This is a genomic window from Pseudobacteriovorax antillogorgiicola (assembly GCF_900177345.1).
GTDB lineage: Bacteria > Bdellovibrionota_B > Oligoflexia > Oligoflexales > Oligoflexaceae > Pseudobacteriovorax > Pseudobacteriovorax antillogorgiicola.
In genome coordinates this window covers 63,441-82,745 of the sequence record NZ_FWZT01000020.1, presented here as the reverse complement: position 1 = coordinate 82,745, position 19,305 = coordinate 63,441, and the positions used below count along the sequence as shown (strand labels likewise).

The window sequence follows — 19,305 nt, the reverse complement described above, 5'->3', positions numbered from 1 at the left end:
TCCATTTTAATGGGTGTTTTTTAGCTTTAGTATCGATCATTTTTTTGAACGCTAGATGGCTCGTTTAAACATGGCTATGAAGTATTCATCAATCTTTAAGCGAATGAATGTAGCACCTAGAGGAACGTCTATAGACCATAAGATAATTGATGAGCAATTGATACGTCTGTGCTAAGTTTCCTGAACTTTCACTCAAGGAAAAAAGAAATTCATGGAACTTTCTTTAAATGACATGGTTGTCTTTAAGCATCAGAAAACCCTTGCTCCAATCAACCTCGAATTCTCCAATAAGGAAATCAATGTAATATTGGGTCCTTCAGGTTCTGGAAAAACACAGCTGTTGCGAACCATCGCGGGCTTACAGCAACCATACAGAGGTAACATCCTTTTAGATGGAATCAACATCAAGAACACTCCGGTGCGCAAAAGGTCAGTAGCTTTTGTCTACCAGGAGTTTATCAACTATAGCCATCTTTCAGCTTATGACAACATTGCTGTTCCACTTCGGCAAAAACTCAAGCTTCCTCAAGAGGAGATTGAATCAAGGGTCCATGAAGTTGCTGACATACTCAAGATCTCGGATTATTTGGAAGCCCGACCGAACGAGATGAGTGGTGGCCAGCAGCAGCGTTTGGCATTCGCAAGAGCGCTGGCCCAAAAACCAAAGCTACTTTTGCTCGACGACCCCTTTGCCAATCTTGACTTTCAACTAAAGCAGCATCTAAGGCAGTTTCTTCGTAAGAGTAGTCGCGAGTGCATCGTCATCTATGCTAGCTCCAATGCTGAGGATAGCCTCGCTCTATCAGCAAGAACCACTGTCATCGATCAGTATCAAACCGTTCAACAAGGGCATGCGAGAGAAGTGACTCAGTTTCCCTCTCATCTTTCAGTTGCAAAATTTTCCTCTGAACCAGCCTTTAATATTTTAGAAGGACAAAAGACTGGAAAATTCTTCGTGTCGATAAAGGGATTCAAGCTGGATCTTGGTCATAAAGGCGATCTCATTCCCGAGGGACCTTGCTATCTAGGTATATCACCAGATAGAATCCATCGCGCAGAGAGTCTCGACTCTCCCAGTGGAAAGGTTGAGTTTGTAGAGCCTTCGGGTCATCTTAACCAAGTGACTTTGAGTACCGAAGAAAACGAGGTCATCGTACTTCGTGTCTCTCAATTGGAGGAGATTCGAGTTGGTTCTAAATTGCATTATGCAATCGATTTAGATTCTTTATTCTTCTATTCAGCAAATGGACAATTAATACTAGCCCCACAGGAAAACGATTCTTATGGTTGATATTAGAGTTGAGGGAATTGGTCATTCCTATTCAAACGATAGTGATTGGGCTTTGAGACCCTTTCATTTTACCTTCAAATCTGGAGTGAAGTATGCCCTTTTGGGCCCTTCAGGCTGTGGAAAGACGACTCTCCTCAATATACTATCGGGGCTCCTTAGCCCTAGCACGGGAAAGATCTTCATTGGGGATGCAGATGTAACACATAAGAATTGTCGTCACAGAAATATCGCTCAAGTATTTCAGTTTCCGGTCGTTTATGAGTCCATGACCGTTAAGCAAAACTTGATTTTCCCAATCCGGAGAACGTTCCGCAAACTAGCACGAGACCGGCAAAGAGTTGATGAAGTCATTAAGGTTTTAGAGCTAGAACCCTTCTTGAACCTTCAATCGAAGAGTCTTTCAGGATTTCAAAAACAGCTGGTCTCTTTGGGAAGAGCACTTGTCAGAAGTGATGTCAATGGGATTCTATTAGATGAACCTTTAACGATGGTCGATCCTCAGCGAAAGCAAGACGTTCGCAGAAAGATTGTAGCCTCTCAAGAAAAGTTTCCGCAAACGATGATTCTGGTGACCCATGACCAAAAAGAAGCCATGAGCTTTGCGGATGAAGTCATCGTGTTAAATCAGGGAGTGGTTTTACAGTCTGGAAGCCCACACGAGATTTACAACTCCCCCCAAGACCCTTTTGTGGCCCAGTTTGTAGGTAGCCCAGGAATGAATATTCTTAATGGTGATATAGAACAAGGTAACAAAGTCTTACTATCTGATTCTAAAGATATTTGGTCCCTTTCAAACTCTAAAGCTGGCAGCGACTGTTATCTAGGAATTCGTCCCCATCACATAAAACTTGGGCATCATCCTGATGGATTCACTATTCGGAATAGAGTCGACGATGTTGAGCTAGGATCTCATGGCAAAGCCATCAGAATCGCAAGCCATGGAATTCAGCTTCTCGTGCCCTATGATGAGCCTATAAATCAAGGTGATTCCATCGATGTAACTCTACCATTCGAAAAAATCACGATATTTTCGAAGAAAGTCCAATACTCTAACCTCTCGGCACTATGGAGTTAATATGTCAAGCGAGAAGCAAAGCAATCAGAAAGCCTGGTTCCTGGTCGCGCCGGTATTCCTTATGCTTGCTTTTACAACGATAATACCTCTTATGACTGTGGTGAATTATTCAGTTCAGGATATTCTTGGACCTTCACAAAGAGTCTTTGTCGGATGGGAGTGGTTTATCGATGTGATACACAGCGAAGAGCTTCACGGTGCCTTTGGAAGACAGCTGCTCTTCTCTCTAGTCTCACTCATGATCGAGATCCCTCTAGGGATTTTTATCGCAAGGTTCCTTCCTACCAAAGGTGCAGGAGTCTCCATATCTTTAGTCATTTTAGCAATGCCCCTGCTAATCCCTTATAACGTCGTCGGAACCATCTGGCAAATTCTCGCACGATCCGATATTGGTCTATTAGGAGCTACAATCCAACACTTGGGCATCGACTTCAACTATGCAGCAAACCCTTTTGATGCCTGGCTAACACTCATGCTACTGGAGGTTTGGCATTGGCTACCTTTGGTGATCCTTTTAGTATATTCAGGCCTTCGAAGCATACCTCACAGCTATTACCAAGCGGCCTATATAGACCGCGCGACGGACTGGGATATTTTTCGGTTTATAGAACTACCAAAGCTCAAGAATGTCTTGGTTATCGCCTTGATGCTAAGGTTCATGGATAGCTTTATGATCTACACCGAGCCCTTTGTTTTGACGGGAGGAGGTCCTGGTAACACCACAACCTTCCTTAGCCAGTACCTTACTCGCTTAGCGGTGGGACAATTTGATCTCGGAATTGCGAGTGCATTTTCATTAATCTACTTCCTTATTATCCTACTGGTGTGTTTTATTTTCTACAACCTAATCATGAATTCACCCGATGAGCATAAGAAAGACGCTAATCCTCATTAGAATAGAAAGATCTACTTGATCCAGCTTTAACCTCAATATTGAAAGGACGAGCCTATGAAGATCTGTTGGATATCAACCTTGGGAGTTGCACTACTGGGGAGTACTCTCGGATCAGCTGAAACAATTGATAAAAAAATTGATAAATGGCTGAGCAGCGAGTTTCATCAGAGTGTACTGAGCCCCAAGGAGCAGAAAGAAGAGCTTCTTTGGTTTCACAACGCATCTAAACCTTATAAAGGGATGACGATCAAAGTTGTTTCGGAAACCATTGACACCCATACGTATGAATCCAAGGTCCTCACGAAAGCGTTCGAAGATATCACCGGTATCAAAGTCGAGCATGACCTGATCGGCGAAGGTGATGTCATTGAGAAGCTTCAAACGGAGTTTCAAACCGGTCGTTCAATCTATGACATGTATGTGAATGACAGCGATCTTATTGGAACTCACTCCAGAAATGACTATGTCGTTGCCCTCAGCGATTTTATGAAGAAAGAGGGAAAGTCAGTAACTCTTCCTACCCTAGATATTGACGACTTTATTGGTAAGAGTTTTACAACTGGTCCTGATGGAAAGCTATATCAACTCCCGGATCAGCAGTTTGCCAACCTCTACTGGTTTCGTTACGACTGGTTTCAAAAGCCCGAACTCCAAAAACAATTCAAGGAGAAATATGGATATGATCTAGGTGTACCAGTCAACTGGTCTGCTTATGAAGATATCGCAGACTTCTTTACCAACGTCGTCAAGGAGATTGATGGCAAGAAAGTTTATGGTCACATGGACTATGGTAAGAAAGATCCATCGCTAGGCTGGCGTTTTACTGATGCCTGGCTGTCAATGGCGGGAACTGGAAGTAAAGGACTTCCTAACGGACTGCCCGTGGACGAATGGGGAATTCGCTCTGAATCTTGCCACCCTGTAGGGGCTTCTATGGATCGTGGCGGTGCTGTCAACGCCCCGGCATCCGTTTATGCACTAAGCAAGTACATCGATTGGATGAAGCAATACGCTCCCCCTGAAGCTATGGGGATGACTTTTTCAGAAGCGGGTCCGGTACCGGCCCAAGGCCAGATTGCACAGCAGATTTTTTGGTACACAGCGTTCACCGCAAGCAGCCTAAAGAAGGGCCTGGATGTCGTCAATGAGGATGGGACTCCCAAATGGCGAATGGCACCTTCCCCTCATGGCCCCTACTGGGAAGACGGTATGAAATTAGGCTATCAAGATGCTGGTTCTTGGACGATGCTCAAGCATACCCCTCTAAAGCGGCGTCAGGCGGCCTGGCTCTATGCCCAGTTCACCGTTTCTAAAAGTGTATCTCTTACAAAGTTCATTCACGGCTTGACTCCCATTCGCGAGTCGGACATCAATTCACCTATCGTAACAAAGCTTGCCCCCAAACTCGGAGGCCTTGTGGAATTCTATCGGAGTCCTGCTCGAACATCGTGGACACCAACTGGCAACAATGTACCTGACTATCCTAGACTTTCCCAACTCTGGTGGCAGAATATTTCCCTTGCCATCAGCGGCGAGAAATCTCCCCAACAAGCCATGGATCAATTGGGAACCCAAATGGATTCCGTTCTGAAAAGGCTACAGCGTGCGGGTATGAAGCGCTGTGAACCGAAATTAGCGAAGAACCCTAAGGGTAGTGAGTATTGGCTCAAGCAGCCCGGATCTCCTAAACCAAAGCTAGCAAATGAAAAACCCAAGGGCCAAACGATACCTTATGATCAACTTCTTAAGCAGTGGCAGGAATACTCTCATTGAAGGTTAAACGTATCGGCATACTGATCGGCTACTTTCTTTTTGTATTGATCCCGATCTACTGGCTACTAGTCATGTCGTTTAAAACAAATGAAGAGATATTGGGAGGCCTGACTCTCATCCCAGAAGTTTGGTCGCTAGAGAATTATCGCATTATTCTCAGCGACCCGAGCTGGTACCAAGGTTATATCAATGGTCTCCAATATGTTGTCCTCAATACCATCATTTCCTTAACGCTTTCTCTGCCAGCTGCTTATGGATTTGCGCGCTATCGGTTTTTAGGGGATAGGCACCTATTTTTTTGGTTGTTAACGAATCGGATGGCCCCTCCTGCGGTGTTCCTCCTGCCATTTTTCCAACTGTATTCTACCTTGGGAATGTTCGATAGTATTTGGGCTGTGGCTCTCGCTCACACGCTGTTCAATATCCCGATTTGCGTTTGGATTCTCGAAGGGTTTATCTCTGGGGTCTCACCTAAAATCGATGAGATGGCAAAACTTGATGGCTATCGATTCGATCAGTTCTTTATCCGGGTGCTTATTCCGCAAATACGTTCTGGAATAGGAGTCGCTGCATTTTTCTGCTTCATGTTTAGCTGGGTTGAGCTACTGCTCGCCCGAACTCTGACATCAGTGGACGCCAAGCCCATTGTCGCGATGATGACTCGCACCAAGGGTGCCGCGGGGATGGATTGGGGGCTTCTAGCAGCAGCAGGGTGTTTAACCATAGTGCCTGGAGTGATCGTGATATGGTTTGTGAGAAACCATATTGCCAAAGGATTTGCTCTGGGTCGTGTTTAAAGGAGGTGACAGATGCTTAACTGGATGGCTTGGACCACACCTACAGCATTATTTTTTCTTTCGATCGCCCTCGGCATAGGTGCCATGTGCCTGTGGCAATTCAAAGAACCAACAGTTATACGACAAGGAGTTTTACCGTTTCCCACAACGAGAGGCGATAGGTTTTTCATTGCGCTGCTTTCAGCTGCATTTTTTCATATCTTCGCGATCCTAGCCTTTAGAGACCCCAGTTGGGGGACTCTAATAAGCTTGCTAGCCATCTATCCTATCTTTAGATGGGCCTAGCCACGGCAATCATAGGTCAAAGCCGATGTTTGGGCCATGCAAACCTTGACATCGGCTTTTAGGAGATGAGTATGTCTCGCAAAGAACCAGGCCTCCGCACCATATCCGCTAGGGTATACTTATCCAACACGTCAAGATAAGCCTTCATAGCTTCCGCGAAAACACCTCTCAGGCGACAGACACGGACGATAGCGCATGGCGGATGTTCACAATCAAAGGATGAAAGTGTGGCCTCTGTTTGCCGGATTAAATCACCAATCCGAATGTCGGATGGATCTAGAGCTAGCCGAACCCCACCATTCTTTCCTCTGACAGTCTCTAGATATCCAAGTTGACCGAGACCGTGGACGACCTTCACAAGATGATTCTTTGAAATATTGTAGGCCTCACAAATCATGTCTATTTGACTTAATTCACCCGTCCGCCTCAAAGCGACATATATCAGTACCCTCAAGGAGTAGTCGGAATATTTCGTCAGTTGCATATTCGAACCTCACAAACAGTAGCGCTTGATTATTAGCATAGTGGCTACTTCGGAACAAACGATCTCAAGCTGCAAAGAAAATTAGGTACTCATCTGGACATCTTATAAAATGTATTTTATATACATCTTTGTAAAGATACATATCATATACATCTTTAGGAACATATCATGACCCCAGAGCAAATCACCGACATCGAACGATCGATTCCATTTCTAGAGCGGTATGGCCTAGACATCACCAATCATTTCTATCAGAGCCTCTTCGAGAAACATCCGGCACTCAAATCAGTATTCAATATGAGCCATCAACGAACAGGGAATCAGCCCAGGGCTCTGGCGTCTTCCATATTGGCCTATGCAAAGAACATAAGAAACCCTGACAAGCTATTAGCTCACATCCGCTTGATAGCGGAGAAGCATGTGAGCGTGGGCGTCAAGCCAGAGCAGTATTCCGTGGTTGGCAGCCAGCTTTTAGAGAGTATCTGCACAATCCTGAATCTAAAGCCTGCTGATTCGATCGTCAGAGCTTGGCAAGTCGCTTATCAAGAACTTGCTGAGATATTCATCGAGGTAGAAGCTAAAATTCGTCGCAGATCCGACTCAGAACAGGACTTTACAAGCTTCAAGATATTAAAAATTGTTGAAGAAAGCCCCCTAGTACGATCAATTTACCTGAGTCCAGCCAACGGCAAGGTACCGCAATTCATCCCGGGTCAATATATCAGCTTAAAGCTCTCAGCAAGTGATGGGAATATGGGCCTGATTCGTCAGTATAGTTTAAGCCATCCCTGGCATCCTGAATTTCTTAGAATTAGCGTAAAGAAGGAAGTGAAAGGTAAGCACAGGGGCCAAGGGTCTCATGCTGTTCATAGTTGGCAGGAAGGCGATATGGTGGAATGCAGCCAGCCATGTGGCAGTTTTTGCCTATCCCAAGACCAGGCTCACAAAGTATTTTTAAGTGCGGGGATTGGCATCACTCCCCTTCTCTCCATGGCACTCAGCCTTGAAACCGACGATTACACATTAATCCATTGTGATCGAGACCAAAGTTCTGTCCCCCTTCTCTTTGATAGTCAACTAAGCGGTTCTGTGGAGCTATTTTTAGAAGATGCCACGGATCATGGTGAAGCTCATACTGGCTACTTGAACTTGGACACAGTCTGGAACAAGAAGTTTGATGAAGCTGATTTTTATATCTGCGGCCCAGTGCCATTTATAAAAGCTCAGGTTCTAAAGCTCAGAGAAAAAGGTATCGGGGAGCAGCAAATCAAATTTGAGATGTTTGCCTCTTTGGATGAGAGCTTTTAGGGCCTCTGATGGTACCCAATCTATTGGATCAAAGCCTGGGGCCTTTGGCCCCTTCTAAGTCAGATCTCTAAGCACTCGTCGGGAGCGTTCTTGTAGAGACAAACTGTTAGGTTCTTACCCAGTGGGCCACTGGGGCTAGTGCCTACGTAGTTATAGTCTGTAGGGCACTCAGCGGCAGGAATTCTCAGAACAGCAGGCTCAGGAAGCCCTATACAGGCTTGTAGATCCTGAGAGTTGCCCGTGCTCACAGTATCACTGTCATCGTCATTGGAACCACAGCTCAAAGCCAGAAGACTAAACGTTAGAAAGCAAGTGGCACGGATCATAAGAATCTCCTATCGTCGCTTTTGTTATTAGCAGTATACGCAACACTATATTTATTTCACATGGTACCTAAGCAGACTCTACTAAGTCAACTTTCACTCGAAATCATTGCGATTTTGCCCAAGAAAACCAAACCCCAGAATAAGTTATTTGCGGACAGATTCTGCTGTGCTAACACCTTAGCAAGTATTTGACCCACCTGAAGAGGAAATCTCATGAGCCGCATCGTTTGTAAGTTTGGAGGCAGCAGCCTAGCCGACGCCAAGCAATTCAAGAAAGTACAAGCAATACTCGCTGCTGATAAACGTCGAACTATTATCGTCCCGTCAGCCCCTGGCAAGCGAAGCCCTGACGACGCCAAGCTTACAGACCTTCTCTATCTTTGCCAGCAAAGTGCCTCGGTGGGTACAGATTTTAGCGAGGCGTTCAATCTCGTCCGCGACCGCTATCTGGGAATTGAGGCGGATCTGGGGGTCAACGGCCAAATGGCAGATCACCTGGAGCAACTAAAAGGAAAGATTCTAGAAGGGGTCAGTCGAGACTATATTGCCTCTCGGGGTGAGTATCTCAATGGCCTGCTGATGGCTGCGTTCTTAGATGCTGAGTTTGTAGATCCTCATGAGGTGATATTTCTTAATCCTAATGGAACGGTCAACCCAGAGTCTTATGAAAAGCTGCGGGCAAGACTTCAAAACGAGAGCAAACGCTACGTGATCCCCGGATTCTACGGTTGTGATAACGCTGGTCAGATAAAAACGTTTTCCCGCGGTGGCTCAGACATTTCGGGAGCCATTGTCGCAAGGGCGATTAATGCCCTGATCTACGAAAACTGGACGGATGTTTCCGGTCTATTGATGGCTGACCCCCGGATTATCGCTGACGCCAAACCCATGGAAGAAGCCACATACGCCGAGATTCGGGAGCTGTCATACATGGGTGCAAGCGTCCTTCACGACGAGGCAATCGCCCCGGTGCGTGAGGTGGGGATTCCCATTGCCATCCTCAACACCAACAAGCCTGAGCACCACGGCACACGTATTGTCAGTAAGCTTAGCCCTGAGATCGAAAAGAATACGGAAATCGCGGGTATCGCTGGCAAGAAGAACTTTGTCATGATCAATATTGAAAAGAACCTCATGAACAAAGAGATAGGCTTCGCATTCCGACTGTTTGGAATTCTTGAGCGGCTTGGGATTAGTTTCGAGCACTGCCCCTCCGCAATCGATAGCATGAGCGTCATTCTTGAAAGCTCTCAATTGGAAGGCAAGACCGACCTGGTTATGGAAGAGATCAAACGTACTTTGCGACCGGACCGGCTCGAACTTGTGCCCCAAATAGCTTTGATTGCGGTTGTGGGAGAAGAGATGGCGAAAACCATTGGAATCGCTGCAAAAGTCTTCGAAGCTCTCAGGGATGCTGGGGTCAATGTCAGCCTTATCAACCAAGGAGCCAGCGAATTAAATATTATCGTCGGGGTTGCCCCCGAGTTCTATGAAACAGCCTTGAACGCCTTGTATCGCTGCTTTGTCAAAGAGTAAATAAAGTGTGGGGCATCTGCCTCACGACTCACCATCTTCGAACATGCCAGCTTCTGTGATAACCACTGGAACTTTAGTAGCTCCATCCAAGCCATCTGCTGCTTGCTGGGTCATTTGATCGATCACCGCATCCCCTTCTAACACCTTGCCAAACACCACATGGCGGCCATTCAACCAAGGAGCGGGCGCTAAGGTGATGAAAAACTGAGAGCTATTGGTGTCTGGCCCCCGGTTTGCCATACTTACAAGACCTGCACGATCGTGAGGGATCGCGAAACTTTCGTCGGGAAAGGTGGCTCCGTAAATGCTTTCACCTCCCGTACCATCACCTTTGATAATGTCCCCTCCCTGTACTACGAAGCCTGGCACGATTCGATGGAAACTGCTGCCAGTGTAGTCCAGAGGTTTATCAGCTAGGCCAAGTCCTTGCTCGCCGGTGCTAAGAATCCGAAAATTCCGCGCTGTGGCTGGCACGTTGTTGCCAAATAGGCCAATCACCACGCGTCCTGCAGGTTCATCATCGATACTTATGTCGAAATAGACTTTTTCAGTTACTGTTAGTTTTTCAACATCAAGGAAGTTCGGCTGCTGCCTTTGCTGGAACGTCGGGCTATCGCTGCTTCTATCACAGGACAGCAAGAATGAACAAAAAACAAAGGCAAACACAGTCCTGATCATAAGGCACTCCTCAATTGATGTTGGTTTAGATAATTCCTAGCAAGAGTTTCAGCATTTTGCCAGTCAATTTCTCCCAGGCTTTGAGCATTACCCACAATTTGCTTCACGAGGGTTTTTTGCTCTTGGCCTTGCTCTAAGGCATCATCGTATGGAACCTCAGTAAACGTCACCAAGCTGTATTCCGTGCGAAATCCTGGGATAAGGCCTTCTAAGCTATTGAGAACGGCTTTTTCCAAAAGAAATTTCTCATCGGCAACATGATCCTGCATCTCCCAGAAATTTTTCAGTGCTAGCTGAGCAATCGCATCAGCTTGAGGTTTCCGGTTTTGGACAAAATCTGGAAGCGCGTTCTGCCACTGGAAGCCATGGTTTTTGAGGTTTTCGAAGAACTGACGACAGGACTCCAACGCACAATTCATTCCTTGACCGTAGAAGGGTACGATGCCATGGGCTGCATCGCCCATCAACACTAGATGGTCCTGCCAATGCCAGGTATCCAAACGGATGGTGCCCAAGACTCCGGTGGGATTACTAAAAAACTCTTGACCCAGCTCTGGGATCATGGGCAGGGCATCAGCAAAGTTCTGCTCAAAAAAGCTTTGTAGGGCATCGGAGGTGTCCAGAGACGAAAACCCTGGGTTTCCTGTGTGGGGTAAGAATAGAGTGCCTGTAAACGTTTTATCTGGATTCGGTAGGGCGATCAGCATAAAGCGGTGTCTTGGCCAGATATGCAAGGCATGTGGCTCAAGGGCAAAGTTCCCCTGCATCGGCGGAACTGTCAGTTCTTTATAGCCATAATCCAACATCTCAGCTTGGAAGCGCCCGGTTTTTTCAAGCAAGCTTTTGCGCACCATGGATCCTGAGCCATCGGTACCCACCAAGCGTTGGTAGGGAACTTGCGAGCCGTTGTTAAGCCTCAGCATCTTCTGGTCGAGATCTACCGATTCAACGCCCGAATCGAAATGAAACCGCACCCTACCCGTGGCTTCCGCTCGGTCGAGCAACAAGCGATTCAGGCCGCTTCGAGATACGGAATAGATCCCCTCCCCAGCCTGAGCCCCATAAGTTTGAAAGGTTTCTCCACCACTCTCCTGGTGAATTTGCCGACCCTTCATGGGAATTAATAGGGCCTCCACCTGCTGACTTAAACCCACAGCAGCCAAAGCCTCTAGGCCACGCCTTGAGATTGCCAGGTTGATCGACCGCCCTCCGCCAACATTCTCCTGCCGCATATCTGGTCGCGATTCGTAGAGGTTTACGGTCACACCGGCCTCGGCAAGAAGGGTCGCAAGGTAAGCACCTGCTAGACCAGCACCGGCAATCGTCACAACCTCTGACTTAGCTAAGCTCATGAACACACTCCTTCAGAATCGAGACAAATCGAAACACATCCTCGTAGCTGTTATAAAGGGGCGTTGGGGCGGCTCGGATGATATTTGGCTCGCGGAAATCGCAGATCACTCCTCGTTGCTTCAAGCGTTCAAGAACATCACGACCACCTTTTGGAATACGAAACGAAAGCTGAGCCCCCCGCTCATGGACCTGGCTTGGGGTAATCACCAGGTCGCGACTGCCAAAGGCGTCGACCACCATATACTCAAGGTACGATGTTAAACACTCGCTCTTGGTTCGCAGTTCACTCATGCCCGCTTGGTCGAAGATCTTTAGGGACGCTAGCAAGGATGCGAGCTGAAAGATGGGAGGATTGGAAAGCTGCCAAGCTTCCACCGATGGAATCGCCTCAAAGCTAGGCTCCATCTTGAAGCGCTTCTCCTTGCTATGGCCCCACCAACCTTCAAATCGCGGCAGATTGCCCTTCACATGGTTCTCGTGGACAAAGCACCCTGCAATCCCTCCCGGCCCGGAGTTGAGATATTTATACGAACACCACACCGCAAAATCGACTCCCCAATCATGGAGACGCAAGGGAACATTCCCAGCGCCATGGGCCAGATCAAAGCCCACCTTAGCTCCCACTGCATGACCTTTTTGGGTGATCGCTTCCATATCGTAGAGCTGGCCGGTGAGATAATTTACTCCACCAATCATAATCAAAGCAAGTTCGTCACCCAGTTCTTCAACTTTGGTTAGAATATCTTCCGTGCGAAGCAAATGCTCACCGGGCCTGGGTTGCAGCTCTTCGACCACCTGGTCGGCATCAAGCCCATGAAACCGTGCTTGGGAGGCCACCGCATATTGATCCGAAGGGAAAGCCCCACCCTCGATGAGAATCTTCCTTCGCCTACCTTCAGGGCGATAGAAAGAAACCATCATCAGGTGAAGATTGACTGTGAGGCTATTCATACAAACAACCTCGCAAGCATTGCCGCCGACGACTTTGGCCATGGCATCGGTGAGGAACTCGTGATAGTGAACCCAGGGTCGCTCTGCTTCGAAGTGCCCTTCAACTCCGTGCTGCGCCCAATCTTTAAGCTCCTGTTCGATCATTGGCCGCGCTGTTTTGGGCTGAAGCCCCAACGAATTACCACAGAAATAAAGGACAGGCTCACCCTGGTGCGTCGGGATATAGAACTCATCCCGCCACTTATGGAGAGGATCATCCTGATCCATTCGCCTCGCAGTTTCTAGAGAATTTTGAAAATCTTGCATGGTGATTGCCATCCTTTCCTATCCGACTTATACACCCAGCCAGTCGCGGGCATTTTTGCTTAACAACTTCACTTTCTGTTCATCACTTAAGGTCGACATCCCTGCGATCATCGTGCCTGGCTCCAACTCTCCCAGTGGGAAGGGATAATCGGACCCGAGTGCCACACGATCGTCCCCCACTATATCCATGATGTAATGCAAAGCTTTGGGGTCGTGGACCAGGGAGTCGAGATAGAACTGCCCCAGGTAATCTCGCGGATTTTTCGGGTTATCCACAGCACATAAGTCGGGTCTGACGTTGAAGCCATGCTCGATCCTGCCGATGGTCGCTGGAAACGACCCTCCACCATGAGCAAAGGCAACTCTCAGCTGCGGCAGTCGTTCGAAAACCCCACCGAAAATCATGCTGCAAATCGCTCGGGATGTTTCCGCTGGCATCCCCACCAGCCATGGCAACCAGTAGTCTGGCATCTGATCCTTGCCCATCATATTCCATGGGTGCACAAACACGGCGGCACCTAAGTCCTGACATGCTTCGAGAACTGCGAATACCTCAGGGGCATTGAGGTTCCACTCATTGATGTTAGTGCCAATTTCGATTCCTTGAAGTCCTAAGTCTTTGACCACCCGTTCCAATTCGGTGATCGCCAGATCAGGGGCTTGCATGGGCAAGGTTCCCAGCCCGTAGAATCGATCGGGAAAGCGCTGCACCACCGATGCAATGTGATCGTTGATAAATCGAGCAACAGTTAGGCCGTCTTGGGGCTTTGCCCAATAGCTAAACAACACGGGTATCGTGCTGAGCACCTGTTTGGTGATTCCAAATTTGTCACATTCATCAATTCGCGCCTCCGGGCTCCAGCAATTGTGTTGGATTTCCCGGAAGAAGGTACCATCATCCTTGATCATCCTTGCACAGCAAGGCTTATGGTGATCCAGCTGAATAAAGCCACCATAGCCAAAGCGCTCCTGAAAATTAGGAATATCAGCAGGCATGATGTGGGTGTGGATATCGATGCGTTCCATAGCGGTCAACCCCTAGTCCTTGGTATTTTTGTGGCCACACTTCTTGCAAATGCAATTTTCGTCCTTGCTATAGAAGGTTTCAAAAATCGGCGGCAATTGCTTGACAATATCAGTCAGAAAGAAAAAGTGATCGTAAACTTTGGCTCCACACTGGTCACAATACCAGATGAAGCCATCCTCTTCCCCAGATCGACGCTTTCTCTCGACCACCAGGCCGACAGTGTTCTCAGACCTTTGGGGAGAGTGTGGAACCCGAGGCGGCAAGAGGAAAATATCTCCTTCGCGGATGATCAAATCATTGATCTCAGCCCCCTCCCTCACCTTCAAAATCATATCCCCTTCCAGTTGATAGAAGAACTCTTCAGATTGATTGACGTGAAAGTCTTTTCGCTTGTTCGGCCCGCCTACCACCATGATGATAAACTCACTGTCTTCATACACACAGCGATTGCCAACCGGCGGCTTCAGGAAGGCACGATTATCATCGATCCACTTTTTAAAATTCATTGGCGCTAACATGATCGTCTCCTTAAATCGTGGCGATGCATTTAAGTTCGATAGCAATGGGGGTTGGCAGAGAATTGATTTCCACAGTGGTACGGCAGGGCTGATTGTCCCTAAAGTACTCGGCATAGATCCGGTTGTAGATCTTAAAATCGTCTTTCATGTTGGTCAAAAACACCGTGACATCAACCAACTTATCCCAGCTACTGCCAGAAGCTTCCAGGATCATCCGAACATTGTCGAATACTGAGCGACACTGAGCCTCAATATCGTAGCTGGCAATACGCCCATCACCGTCCAGCTGAACGCCAGGAATCTCTTTGCTACCTCGCTGTCTTGGCCCCACTCCCGAAAGGAATAGTAAATCTCCCACCTGACGGGCGTGGGGATAGAGGCCTACAGGCTCAGGGGCTTTATCGCTGTTATGGATACTCATCTGTTTCAAACCTTATTTATAAGAAATGCAAATGTTTTTAGCTTCCGTAAAGAAACGCAGGGCTTCCCAACCACCCTCTCGCCCGAGTCCTGACTCCTTCATTCCTCCAAAAGGCGTGCGAAGATCTCGATTCATCCAAGTATTCACCCAAACAATGCCTGCATCCAACTTTGCTGAAAGTCGATGAGCCCTATTTAGATCTTGAGTCCATAGAGAGGCCGCGAGACCATAATTGGTGCCATTGGCGATTTCAAGAGCCTCCGCTTCATCTTCGAAAGGAATCAGTGTTACCACCGGGCCGAAGATTTCTTCTTGATTGGTACGAGCTTGAGGCCCAAGACCTTCGATGACCGTCGGCGCAACAAACCAGCCACCCTCGCAGCGGCCGTCTCCCGGCACGGAGCGACCGCCACACAAGACCCGACCACCTTCCTGTTCAGCAGCCGCAATCGCAGTTAATACTTTTTGATAGTGAGCCTTAGAAACTAGAGCGCCCTGGTCAGTCTCTGCTCGAAGTGGATCACCGACCCGAAGCTCAGAGACCAGCTGAACAAAACGATCACGGAACTGCTCATAGATTTCAGACTCCACTAAAATTCTTGACCCACACAGACAGATCTGACCTTGATTGGCGAAAGCAGCACGGACACTGGTATGCACGGCTTCATCAAAGTCGCAGTCGGCAAATACGATATTCGCGTTCTTGCCCCCCATTTCTAGGGAAACCTTTTTAAACTGACTGGCCACAGAAAGAGCAATTCCCCGGCCTGTTGCAGTTCCGCCAGTGAAGGAGATCGCCTTAACGTCAGGATGCTCGCACAAGGGTGCTCCTGCCTCAGCTCCATAGCCGTGCACTAGATTGACAACTCCAGGAGGCAATCCCGCAACCTTGAAAGCATTGCCTAAAAGAAATGCTGTGTAAGGAGTTAGTTCAGAAGGTTTTGCCACCACCGTGTTGCCAGCCGCAAGAGCTGGAGCGATCTTCCAAGTTAAAAGGTAGAGCGGTAGATTCCAGGGAGAGATGCAAGCTACCACACCCAATGGATCTCGTCGGGTCAGGTTGATTGCCCCTTCCCCGTGATGGGACTCGCTCGACTTGGTGCGAGCAGCAGCCGCAAAGAATTCGAAATTAAGGGCACTGCGGGGTATATCAACACCTCGGGCCAAGCTTAGAGGCTTGCCGTTGTCTTGGCTTTCGGCTTGGGCGAACTCCTCGGCTCCATCGCGAATAAACGCCGCAATAGAACTCAAGTAATTGGCACGCTCGTCAGGGCTGCAAGCCGCCCAAGCTGGTGCCGCTGCTTTGGCGCTTTCTACCGCTAGCCCCACATCGGCAACAGTAGACTGGGGTACTTGGCTAAACACCTTACCAGTAGCAGGCTCAAAATTGTCAATGTACTTGAGGCCAAGTGGCTGCCGGAACTCGCCGTTAATAAAATTTTGAATTTGAATCATAGCAAACTTCCCCTTAGAGGCTTCCCGTTCGGCCACCGTCGACGGGGATGGACGCGCCGTTTACATAAGCAGCAGCTGGGCTTGCGAGAAAGGCCGCAACCGCAGCGACCTCATAATCCTTACCGAAGCGAGCGGCAGGAATCGTTCCTTTCATAGCCGCTACAACGGCATCTTGGCTTTTACCCTGTTTTTCAGCCTGTCCTGCAATAATCTGATCTAGCCTTGAGGTTTCAGTAGCGCCGGGGAGGACGTTATTAACGGTAATGCCGTGGGAGGCAACTTCGTAGCTTAAGGTTTTCGCCCAATTGGCAACCGCTCCCCTTGTGGCATTGGACACTCCAAGGCCTTTGATAGGAATTTTGACAGATGTAGAGATAATGTTGATAATCCTGCCAAAACCGGCGTCTTTCATACCAGGCAAGAGCACACGGCTTAGATTGACGTTTGCTAGAAGATGTCTTGTATAAGCCGCTAGAAATGCGTCATCACCTGCATCCTGAATGGGGCCTCCAGGGGGGCCTCCGCTATTGTTAATCAAGATATGGATGGCACCGTGGTTTTCAACAAACCCATGAACCGCGTCTTTGAGTTCTTGGGTTCGGCCGTGATCGGCTACCAGAATCTGGTGACCGTCACCCTCTAAGGACGCAACTGTGTCCCTCAATTTGCTTTCATTGCGCGCTAGGGCAATGACCTGACAGCCCAATAGAGCTAGTTCCTGCGCCACAGCGCGACCTATCCCTTGGGATGCTCCACACACGAGCGCTTTTTTTCCGGAGAGTCGAAGATCCATAATTAGTCTTCCTTCGTTTCTGAGTATTGGAACTTTGGCCGCCTAAGGTAGCAGATTATCCGGCCTATGCCCAGTACCAAAGCCCCGCAGGGATCGAATGGCGGTAAATTGCGATTTCCATTAATACTGGTTATGGTTAGTTGGATGGGATAAACTTGCCTATTTCTTCATCTATAGACTTGCCGACACACACTTCACGTATACGAATTCATTTAGGAACCAGCATGGCACAAGTCCTTGGTCCATACGCAAAGAAATTTCTCCGTAATGTGAAAGCTCACAGTTTCCACTATGGAATTGTTCTGCTTTGCTTCCTGCTCCTGTTCTTCATGACGGCGTTTCGCCTACCTATTCTCTTAGAAAGTCAGCAAACAGCACAGCGAATCAAACAGATGGATCAGCTCTTCCCTCTTATGGATAGTTTCCAGCGAGAGATCATCCTTGCCACCAAGGATCCCTTGAGTGCTGAAGAGAAAAGCAAGCTTGAATGGGAGCGAAGCAACTTACAAACATTGAGTCAGCAGATTGTCCTTGAAGATGAGCAGGCCTTGGCCCTGTTTCAGATGTTTACTGAGAAGTTAATCCAGGGCCGTAAGCTTCTCGATCAGAACAACAATCGGGACCAGTTTCACGATTTCTTTAAAGGTGCCCAAGAAGATCTTCAAAATCTTAGCCACCACATTATCACGCTGATCCCCCATCGGGAGGCTCGGGTACGATTTCAAGGTATTCAGCTCATTGAAGAGCTTCGCTCCATGGTCGGCGACCAGCAAGGTTCCACCGACGATCTTGATAACTTTATAAAGTTTAAGACAAAACTCAACCTGCTAGCCCAACTTCTCAGCCCTGGGGAGCAGCAAGGCCTCGAAAATCTCCGACAAGCCCACCATTGGCTCATTCTTGACAGCAATCAAGGATTGGCAACCTTCAGCAATGCCCCTTCCCAATGGGCTTGGGCTATTCGTGAAGACTTCAAATCACTGAGGCAGCACCTCATTACGAATCTGGTTCGTCAGATCACAACCCAAGAAGTCAAACAGTCGGGTCGGATTCTTATCGAGTTTGGCGGCATGATCTGCTGCCTAACCATGATTGGTATCATGGTTCTCTGGCGATCCCGCCATCATGAGCGAACCTATCAAGAAAATAATGACTTAAAGATACTGATAGCTGACCAAAAGAAAGACACCGACCGTATGAGCCGTAATAACTTGGCGATTCGCCACGAACTGCTCGACACCCAGCAAAAGCTAGAAGATTCGCAGCGAGAGCTTCAAAATCACCAAAACGAAATCGCACAAAAGAACGAATCAATTACTAAACTACGGCTGAGCCTTGAGGAAAGCCAGGAGGAAGCCAAACGCAGCCAAGCCATCCCCAAGGATTGGCAACAAGCTCGTGATGCCCAAAACCTCACCATTGCAAACCAGGAACAAGAACTTCAGCAGCTCAAAGAGCAAGCTTTAGAAAACCAAGAAAACTTACAAAACTACAAAAATAAACTTAGTAAAGTCTACAATCTGCTAGTGCCCGATCAAGGCAGGCAGACGATGGACGACTGGGATCAATTCGACCCAAGTGAATGGCTACAACTCAAAACGTCTCGCGCAGAGTCCCTAGAAAAACATCTCATGCAACACAAAGAGTCTCTTGCTGCTACAGAGCAGAAACGAGAGCAGGCTGAAACTCGTTGCCAAGAACTTATGCGACAGTTAAAAAATACAGACGATGAACTTAAGCGACTGAAGCACTATAGGATTATGGCAGAAGACACCATCAAGAGTAGAGAGCTAGCTATAGAGGAACAAGAAACTCGATACCGTCAAAGTTATGACGAGTTAGAGAAAACCAAAGTTCAGTTGCAGTCTGAAATCCAGCGTCGCCAAGACTTAGAGCAACAGGTCGATCGTTTCTACTTCGATCTCGGCCAGCACTATCCCCATCTACTGAAAGATACTCCAGAGCCGAATTTGCACGAAGCTCTGGCTAGCATTCTCGCTAATCGCAACTCGTAGTACAAAAGAGATATCATG

The 19,305-nt window shown here is 47.9% G+C and carries 19 protein-coding genes; 9 read left to right on the top strand and 10 right to left on the bottom strand.

The annotated features are described in order from the left end of the window. Positions 1–211: 211 nt before the first annotated feature. Genes B9N89_RS22475 through B9N89_RS22450 form a run of 6 tightly spaced genes read left to right on the top strand, consistent with a single transcriptional unit; the run spans position 212 to position 6,116 of the window. Positions 212–1,291, top strand: coding sequence for an ABC transporter ATP-binding protein (locus tag B9N89_RS22475; RefSeq protein ID WP_132322869.1), 1,080 nt, complete (start codon positions 212–214; stop codon positions 1,289–1,291). After that, the gene (locus B9N89_RS22470; RefSeq protein ID WP_132322871.1) at positions 1,284–2,366 is read left to right on the top strand and encodes an ABC transporter ATP-binding protein; all 1,083 of its coding nucleotides are present in this window, start codon (positions 1,284–1,286) and stop codon (positions 2,364–2,366) included. Before B9N89_RS22475 ends, B9N89_RS22470 begins: the two co-directional genes overlap by 8 nt. Before the next feature lies 1 nt (position 2,367). After that, complete coding sequence (locus B9N89_RS22465; RefSeq protein WP_132322873.1) at positions 2,368–3,261, top strand: carbohydrate ABC transporter permease; 894 nt, start codon at positions 2,368–2,370, stop codon at positions 3,259–3,261. Positions 3,262–3,315: 54 nt separating this feature from the next. Further along, entirely contained in the window at positions 3,316–5,034 is a 1,719-nt protein-coding gene (locus B9N89_RS22460; protein WP_132322875.1) for an ABC transporter substrate-binding protein, read from the top strand. Beyond that, positions 5,031–5,831, top strand: a complete 801-nt coding sequence (locus B9N89_RS22455) for a carbohydrate ABC transporter permease (protein WP_132322877.1) — start codon at positions 5,031–5,033, stop codon at positions 5,829–5,831. The genes B9N89_RS22460 and B9N89_RS22455 overlap by 4 nt, the downstream gene beginning before the upstream one ends. A 12-nt stretch (positions 5,832–5,843) precedes the next feature. Continuing rightward, positions 5,844–6,116, top strand: coding sequence for a DUF2160 domain-containing protein (locus tag B9N89_RS22450; RefSeq protein WP_132322879.1), 273 nt, complete (start codon positions 5,844–5,846; stop codon positions 6,114–6,116). A gap of 58 nt (positions 6,117–6,174) precedes the next feature. On the opposite strand, the gene B9N89_RS22445 is transcribed toward B9N89_RS22450, so the two are convergent. After that, positions 6,175–6,600 (bottom strand): Rrf2 family transcriptional regulator, encoded by a 426-nt coding sequence (locus B9N89_RS22445; protein WP_132322881.1) that lies wholly within the window; start codon positions 6,598–6,600, stop codon positions 6,175–6,177. 168 nt (positions 6,601–6,768) lie between these two features. On the opposite strand from B9N89_RS22445, the gene B9N89_RS22440 reads away from it, so the two are divergent. Continuing rightward, entirely contained in the window at positions 6,769–7,908 is a 1,140-nt protein-coding gene (locus B9N89_RS22440) for a globin domain-containing protein (RefSeq protein ID WP_132322883.1), read from the top strand. A gap of 59 nt (positions 7,909–7,967) precedes the next feature. Here the strand turns inward: B9N89_RS22440 and B9N89_RS22435 are convergent, their stop codons facing one another. Beyond that, on the bottom strand, positions 7,968–8,234 hold the full coding sequence (locus tag B9N89_RS22435; protein ID WP_132322885.1) for a hypothetical protein: 267 nt from the start codon (positions 8,232–8,234) through the stop codon (positions 7,968–7,970). A gap of 213 nt (positions 8,235–8,447) precedes the next feature. Between B9N89_RS22435 and B9N89_RS22430 the strand changes: the two genes are divergently transcribed. Beyond that, positions 8,448–9,770 (top strand): aspartate kinase, encoded by a 1,323-nt coding sequence (locus tag B9N89_RS22430; protein WP_132322887.1) that lies wholly within the window; start codon positions 8,448–8,450, stop codon positions 9,768–9,770. A 21-nt stretch (positions 9,771–9,791) separates the two neighbouring features. On the opposite strand, the gene B9N89_RS22425 is transcribed toward B9N89_RS22430, so the two are convergent. The 8 genes from B9N89_RS22425 to B9N89_RS22390 are packed head-to-tail and all read right to left on the bottom strand — an operon-like array spanning position 9,792 to position 17,272. Beyond that, a complete protein-coding gene (locus tag B9N89_RS22425) occupies positions 9,792–10,448 on the bottom strand; it encodes a peptidylprolyl isomerase (RefSeq protein ID WP_132322889.1) in 657 nt (218 codons plus the stop codon). Next, the gene (locus tag B9N89_RS22420) at positions 10,445–11,800 is read right to left on the bottom strand and encodes an FAD-dependent oxidoreductase (protein WP_132322891.1); all 1,356 of its coding nucleotides are present in this window, start codon (positions 11,798–11,800) and stop codon (positions 10,445–10,447) included. Before B9N89_RS22420 ends, B9N89_RS22425 begins: the two co-directional genes overlap by 4 nt. Next, positions 11,787–13,058: a kynureninase gene (gene kynU, locus B9N89_RS22415; protein ID WP_200820769.1), complete on the bottom strand. Its 1,272-nt coding sequence runs from the start codon at positions 13,056–13,058 to the stop codon at positions 11,787–11,789. Before kynU ends, B9N89_RS22420 begins: the two co-directional genes overlap by 14 nt. A 27-nt stretch (positions 13,059–13,085) precedes the next feature. Beyond that, positions 13,086–14,084, bottom strand: coding sequence for an amidohydrolase family protein (locus B9N89_RS22410; protein ID WP_132322895.1), 999 nt, complete (start codon positions 14,082–14,084; stop codon positions 13,086–13,088). A gap of 12 nt (positions 14,085–14,096) precedes the next feature. Then, a complete protein-coding gene (locus tag B9N89_RS22405; RefSeq protein ID WP_132322897.1) occupies positions 14,097–14,603 on the bottom strand; it encodes a 3-hydroxyanthranilate 3,4-dioxygenase in 507 nt (168 codons plus the stop codon). Between the two features lie 10 nt (positions 14,604–14,613). Further along, positions 14,614–15,024 (bottom strand): RidA family protein, encoded by a 411-nt coding sequence (locus B9N89_RS22400; protein WP_132323009.1) that lies wholly within the window; start codon positions 15,022–15,024, stop codon positions 14,614–14,616. A gap of 12 nt (positions 15,025–15,036) precedes the next feature. Continuing rightward, positions 15,037–16,479 carry an aldehyde dehydrogenase gene (locus tag B9N89_RS22395; protein ID WP_132322899.1) on the bottom strand — a complete coding sequence of 481 codons (1,443 nt, stop codon included), beginning with the start codon at positions 16,477–16,479 and terminating at the stop codon, positions 15,037–15,039. Positions 16,480–16,492: 13 nt separating this feature from the next. Next, complete coding sequence (locus B9N89_RS22390) at positions 16,493–17,272, bottom strand: SDR family oxidoreductase (RefSeq protein ID WP_132322901.1); 780 nt, start codon at positions 17,270–17,272, stop codon at positions 16,493–16,495. Between the two features lie 224 nt (positions 17,273–17,496). Between B9N89_RS22390 and B9N89_RS22385 the strand changes: the two genes are divergently transcribed. After that, complete coding sequence (locus B9N89_RS22385; RefSeq protein WP_132322903.1) at positions 17,497–19,287, top strand: coiled-coil domain-containing protein; 1,791 nt, start codon at positions 17,497–17,499, stop codon at positions 19,285–19,287. Positions 19,288–19,305 lie beyond the last annotated feature (18 nt).

What these genes read in the sequence shown, in the direction of transcription:
- B9N89_RS22475 (WP_132322869.1), top strand. Translation starts at nt 212, where the DNA reads ATGGAACTTTCTTTAAATGACATGGTTGTCTTTAAGCATCAGAAAACC.
- B9N89_RS22470 (WP_132322871.1), top strand. Translation starts at nt 1,284, where the DNA reads ATGGTTGATATTAGAGTTGAGGGAATTGGTCATTCCTATTCAAACGAT.
- B9N89_RS22465 (WP_132322873.1), top strand. Translation starts at nt 2,368, where the DNA reads ATGTCAAGCGAGAAGCAAAGCAATCAGAAAGCCTGGTTCCTGGTCGCG.
- B9N89_RS22460 (WP_132322875.1), top strand. Translation starts at nt 3,316, where the DNA reads ATGAAGATCTGTTGGATATCAACCTTGGGAGTTGCACTACTGGGGAGT.
- B9N89_RS22450 (WP_132322879.1), top strand. Translation starts at nt 5,844, where the DNA reads ATGCTTAACTGGATGGCTTGGACCACACCTACAGCATTATTTTTTCTT.
- B9N89_RS22445 (WP_132322881.1), bottom strand. Translation starts at nt 6,600, where the DNA reads ATGCAACTGACGAAATATTCCGACTACTCCTTGAGGGTACTGATATAT.
- B9N89_RS22440 (WP_132322883.1), top strand. Translation starts at nt 6,769, where the DNA reads ATGACCCCAGAGCAAATCACCGACATCGAACGATCGATTCCATTTCTA.
- B9N89_RS22435 (WP_132322885.1), bottom strand. Translation starts at nt 8,234, where the DNA reads ATGATCCGTGCCACTTGCTTTCTAACGTTTAGTCTTCTGGCTTTGAGC.
- B9N89_RS22430 (WP_132322887.1), top strand. Translation starts at nt 8,448, where the DNA reads ATGAGCCGCATCGTTTGTAAGTTTGGAGGCAGCAGCCTAGCCGACGCC.
- B9N89_RS22425 (WP_132322889.1), bottom strand. Translation starts at nt 10,448, where the DNA reads ATGATCAGGACTGTGTTTGCCTTTGTTTTTTGTTCATTCTTGCTGTCC.
- B9N89_RS22420 (WP_132322891.1), bottom strand. Translation starts at nt 11,800, where the DNA reads ATGAGCTTAGCTAAGTCAGAGGTTGTGACGATTGCCGGTGCTGGTCTA.
- kynU (WP_200820769.1), bottom strand. Translation starts at nt 13,058, where the DNA reads ATGCAAGATTTTCAAAATTCTCTAGAAACTGCGAGGCGAATGGATCAG.
- B9N89_RS22410 (WP_132322895.1), bottom strand. Translation starts at nt 14,084, where the DNA reads ATGGAACGCATCGATATCCACACCCACATCATGCCTGCTGATATTCCT.
- B9N89_RS22405 (WP_132322897.1), bottom strand. Translation starts at nt 14,603, where the DNA reads ATGTTAGCGCCAATGAATTTTAAAAAGTGGATCGATGATAATCGTGCC.
- B9N89_RS22400 (WP_132323009.1), bottom strand. Translation starts at nt 15,024, where the DNA reads ATGAGTATCCATAACAGCGATAAAGCCCCTGAGCCTGTAGGCCTCTAT.
- B9N89_RS22395 (WP_132322899.1), bottom strand. Translation starts at nt 16,479, where the DNA reads ATGATTCAAATTCAAAATTTTATTAACGGCGAGTTCCGGCAGCCACTT.
- B9N89_RS22390 (WP_132322901.1), bottom strand. Translation starts at nt 17,272, where the DNA reads ATGGATCTTCGACTCTCCGGAAAAAAAGCGCTCGTGTGTGGAGCATCC.
- B9N89_RS22385 (WP_132322903.1), top strand. Translation starts at nt 17,497, where the DNA reads ATGGCACAAGTCCTTGGTCCATACGCAAAGAAATTTCTCCGTAATGTG.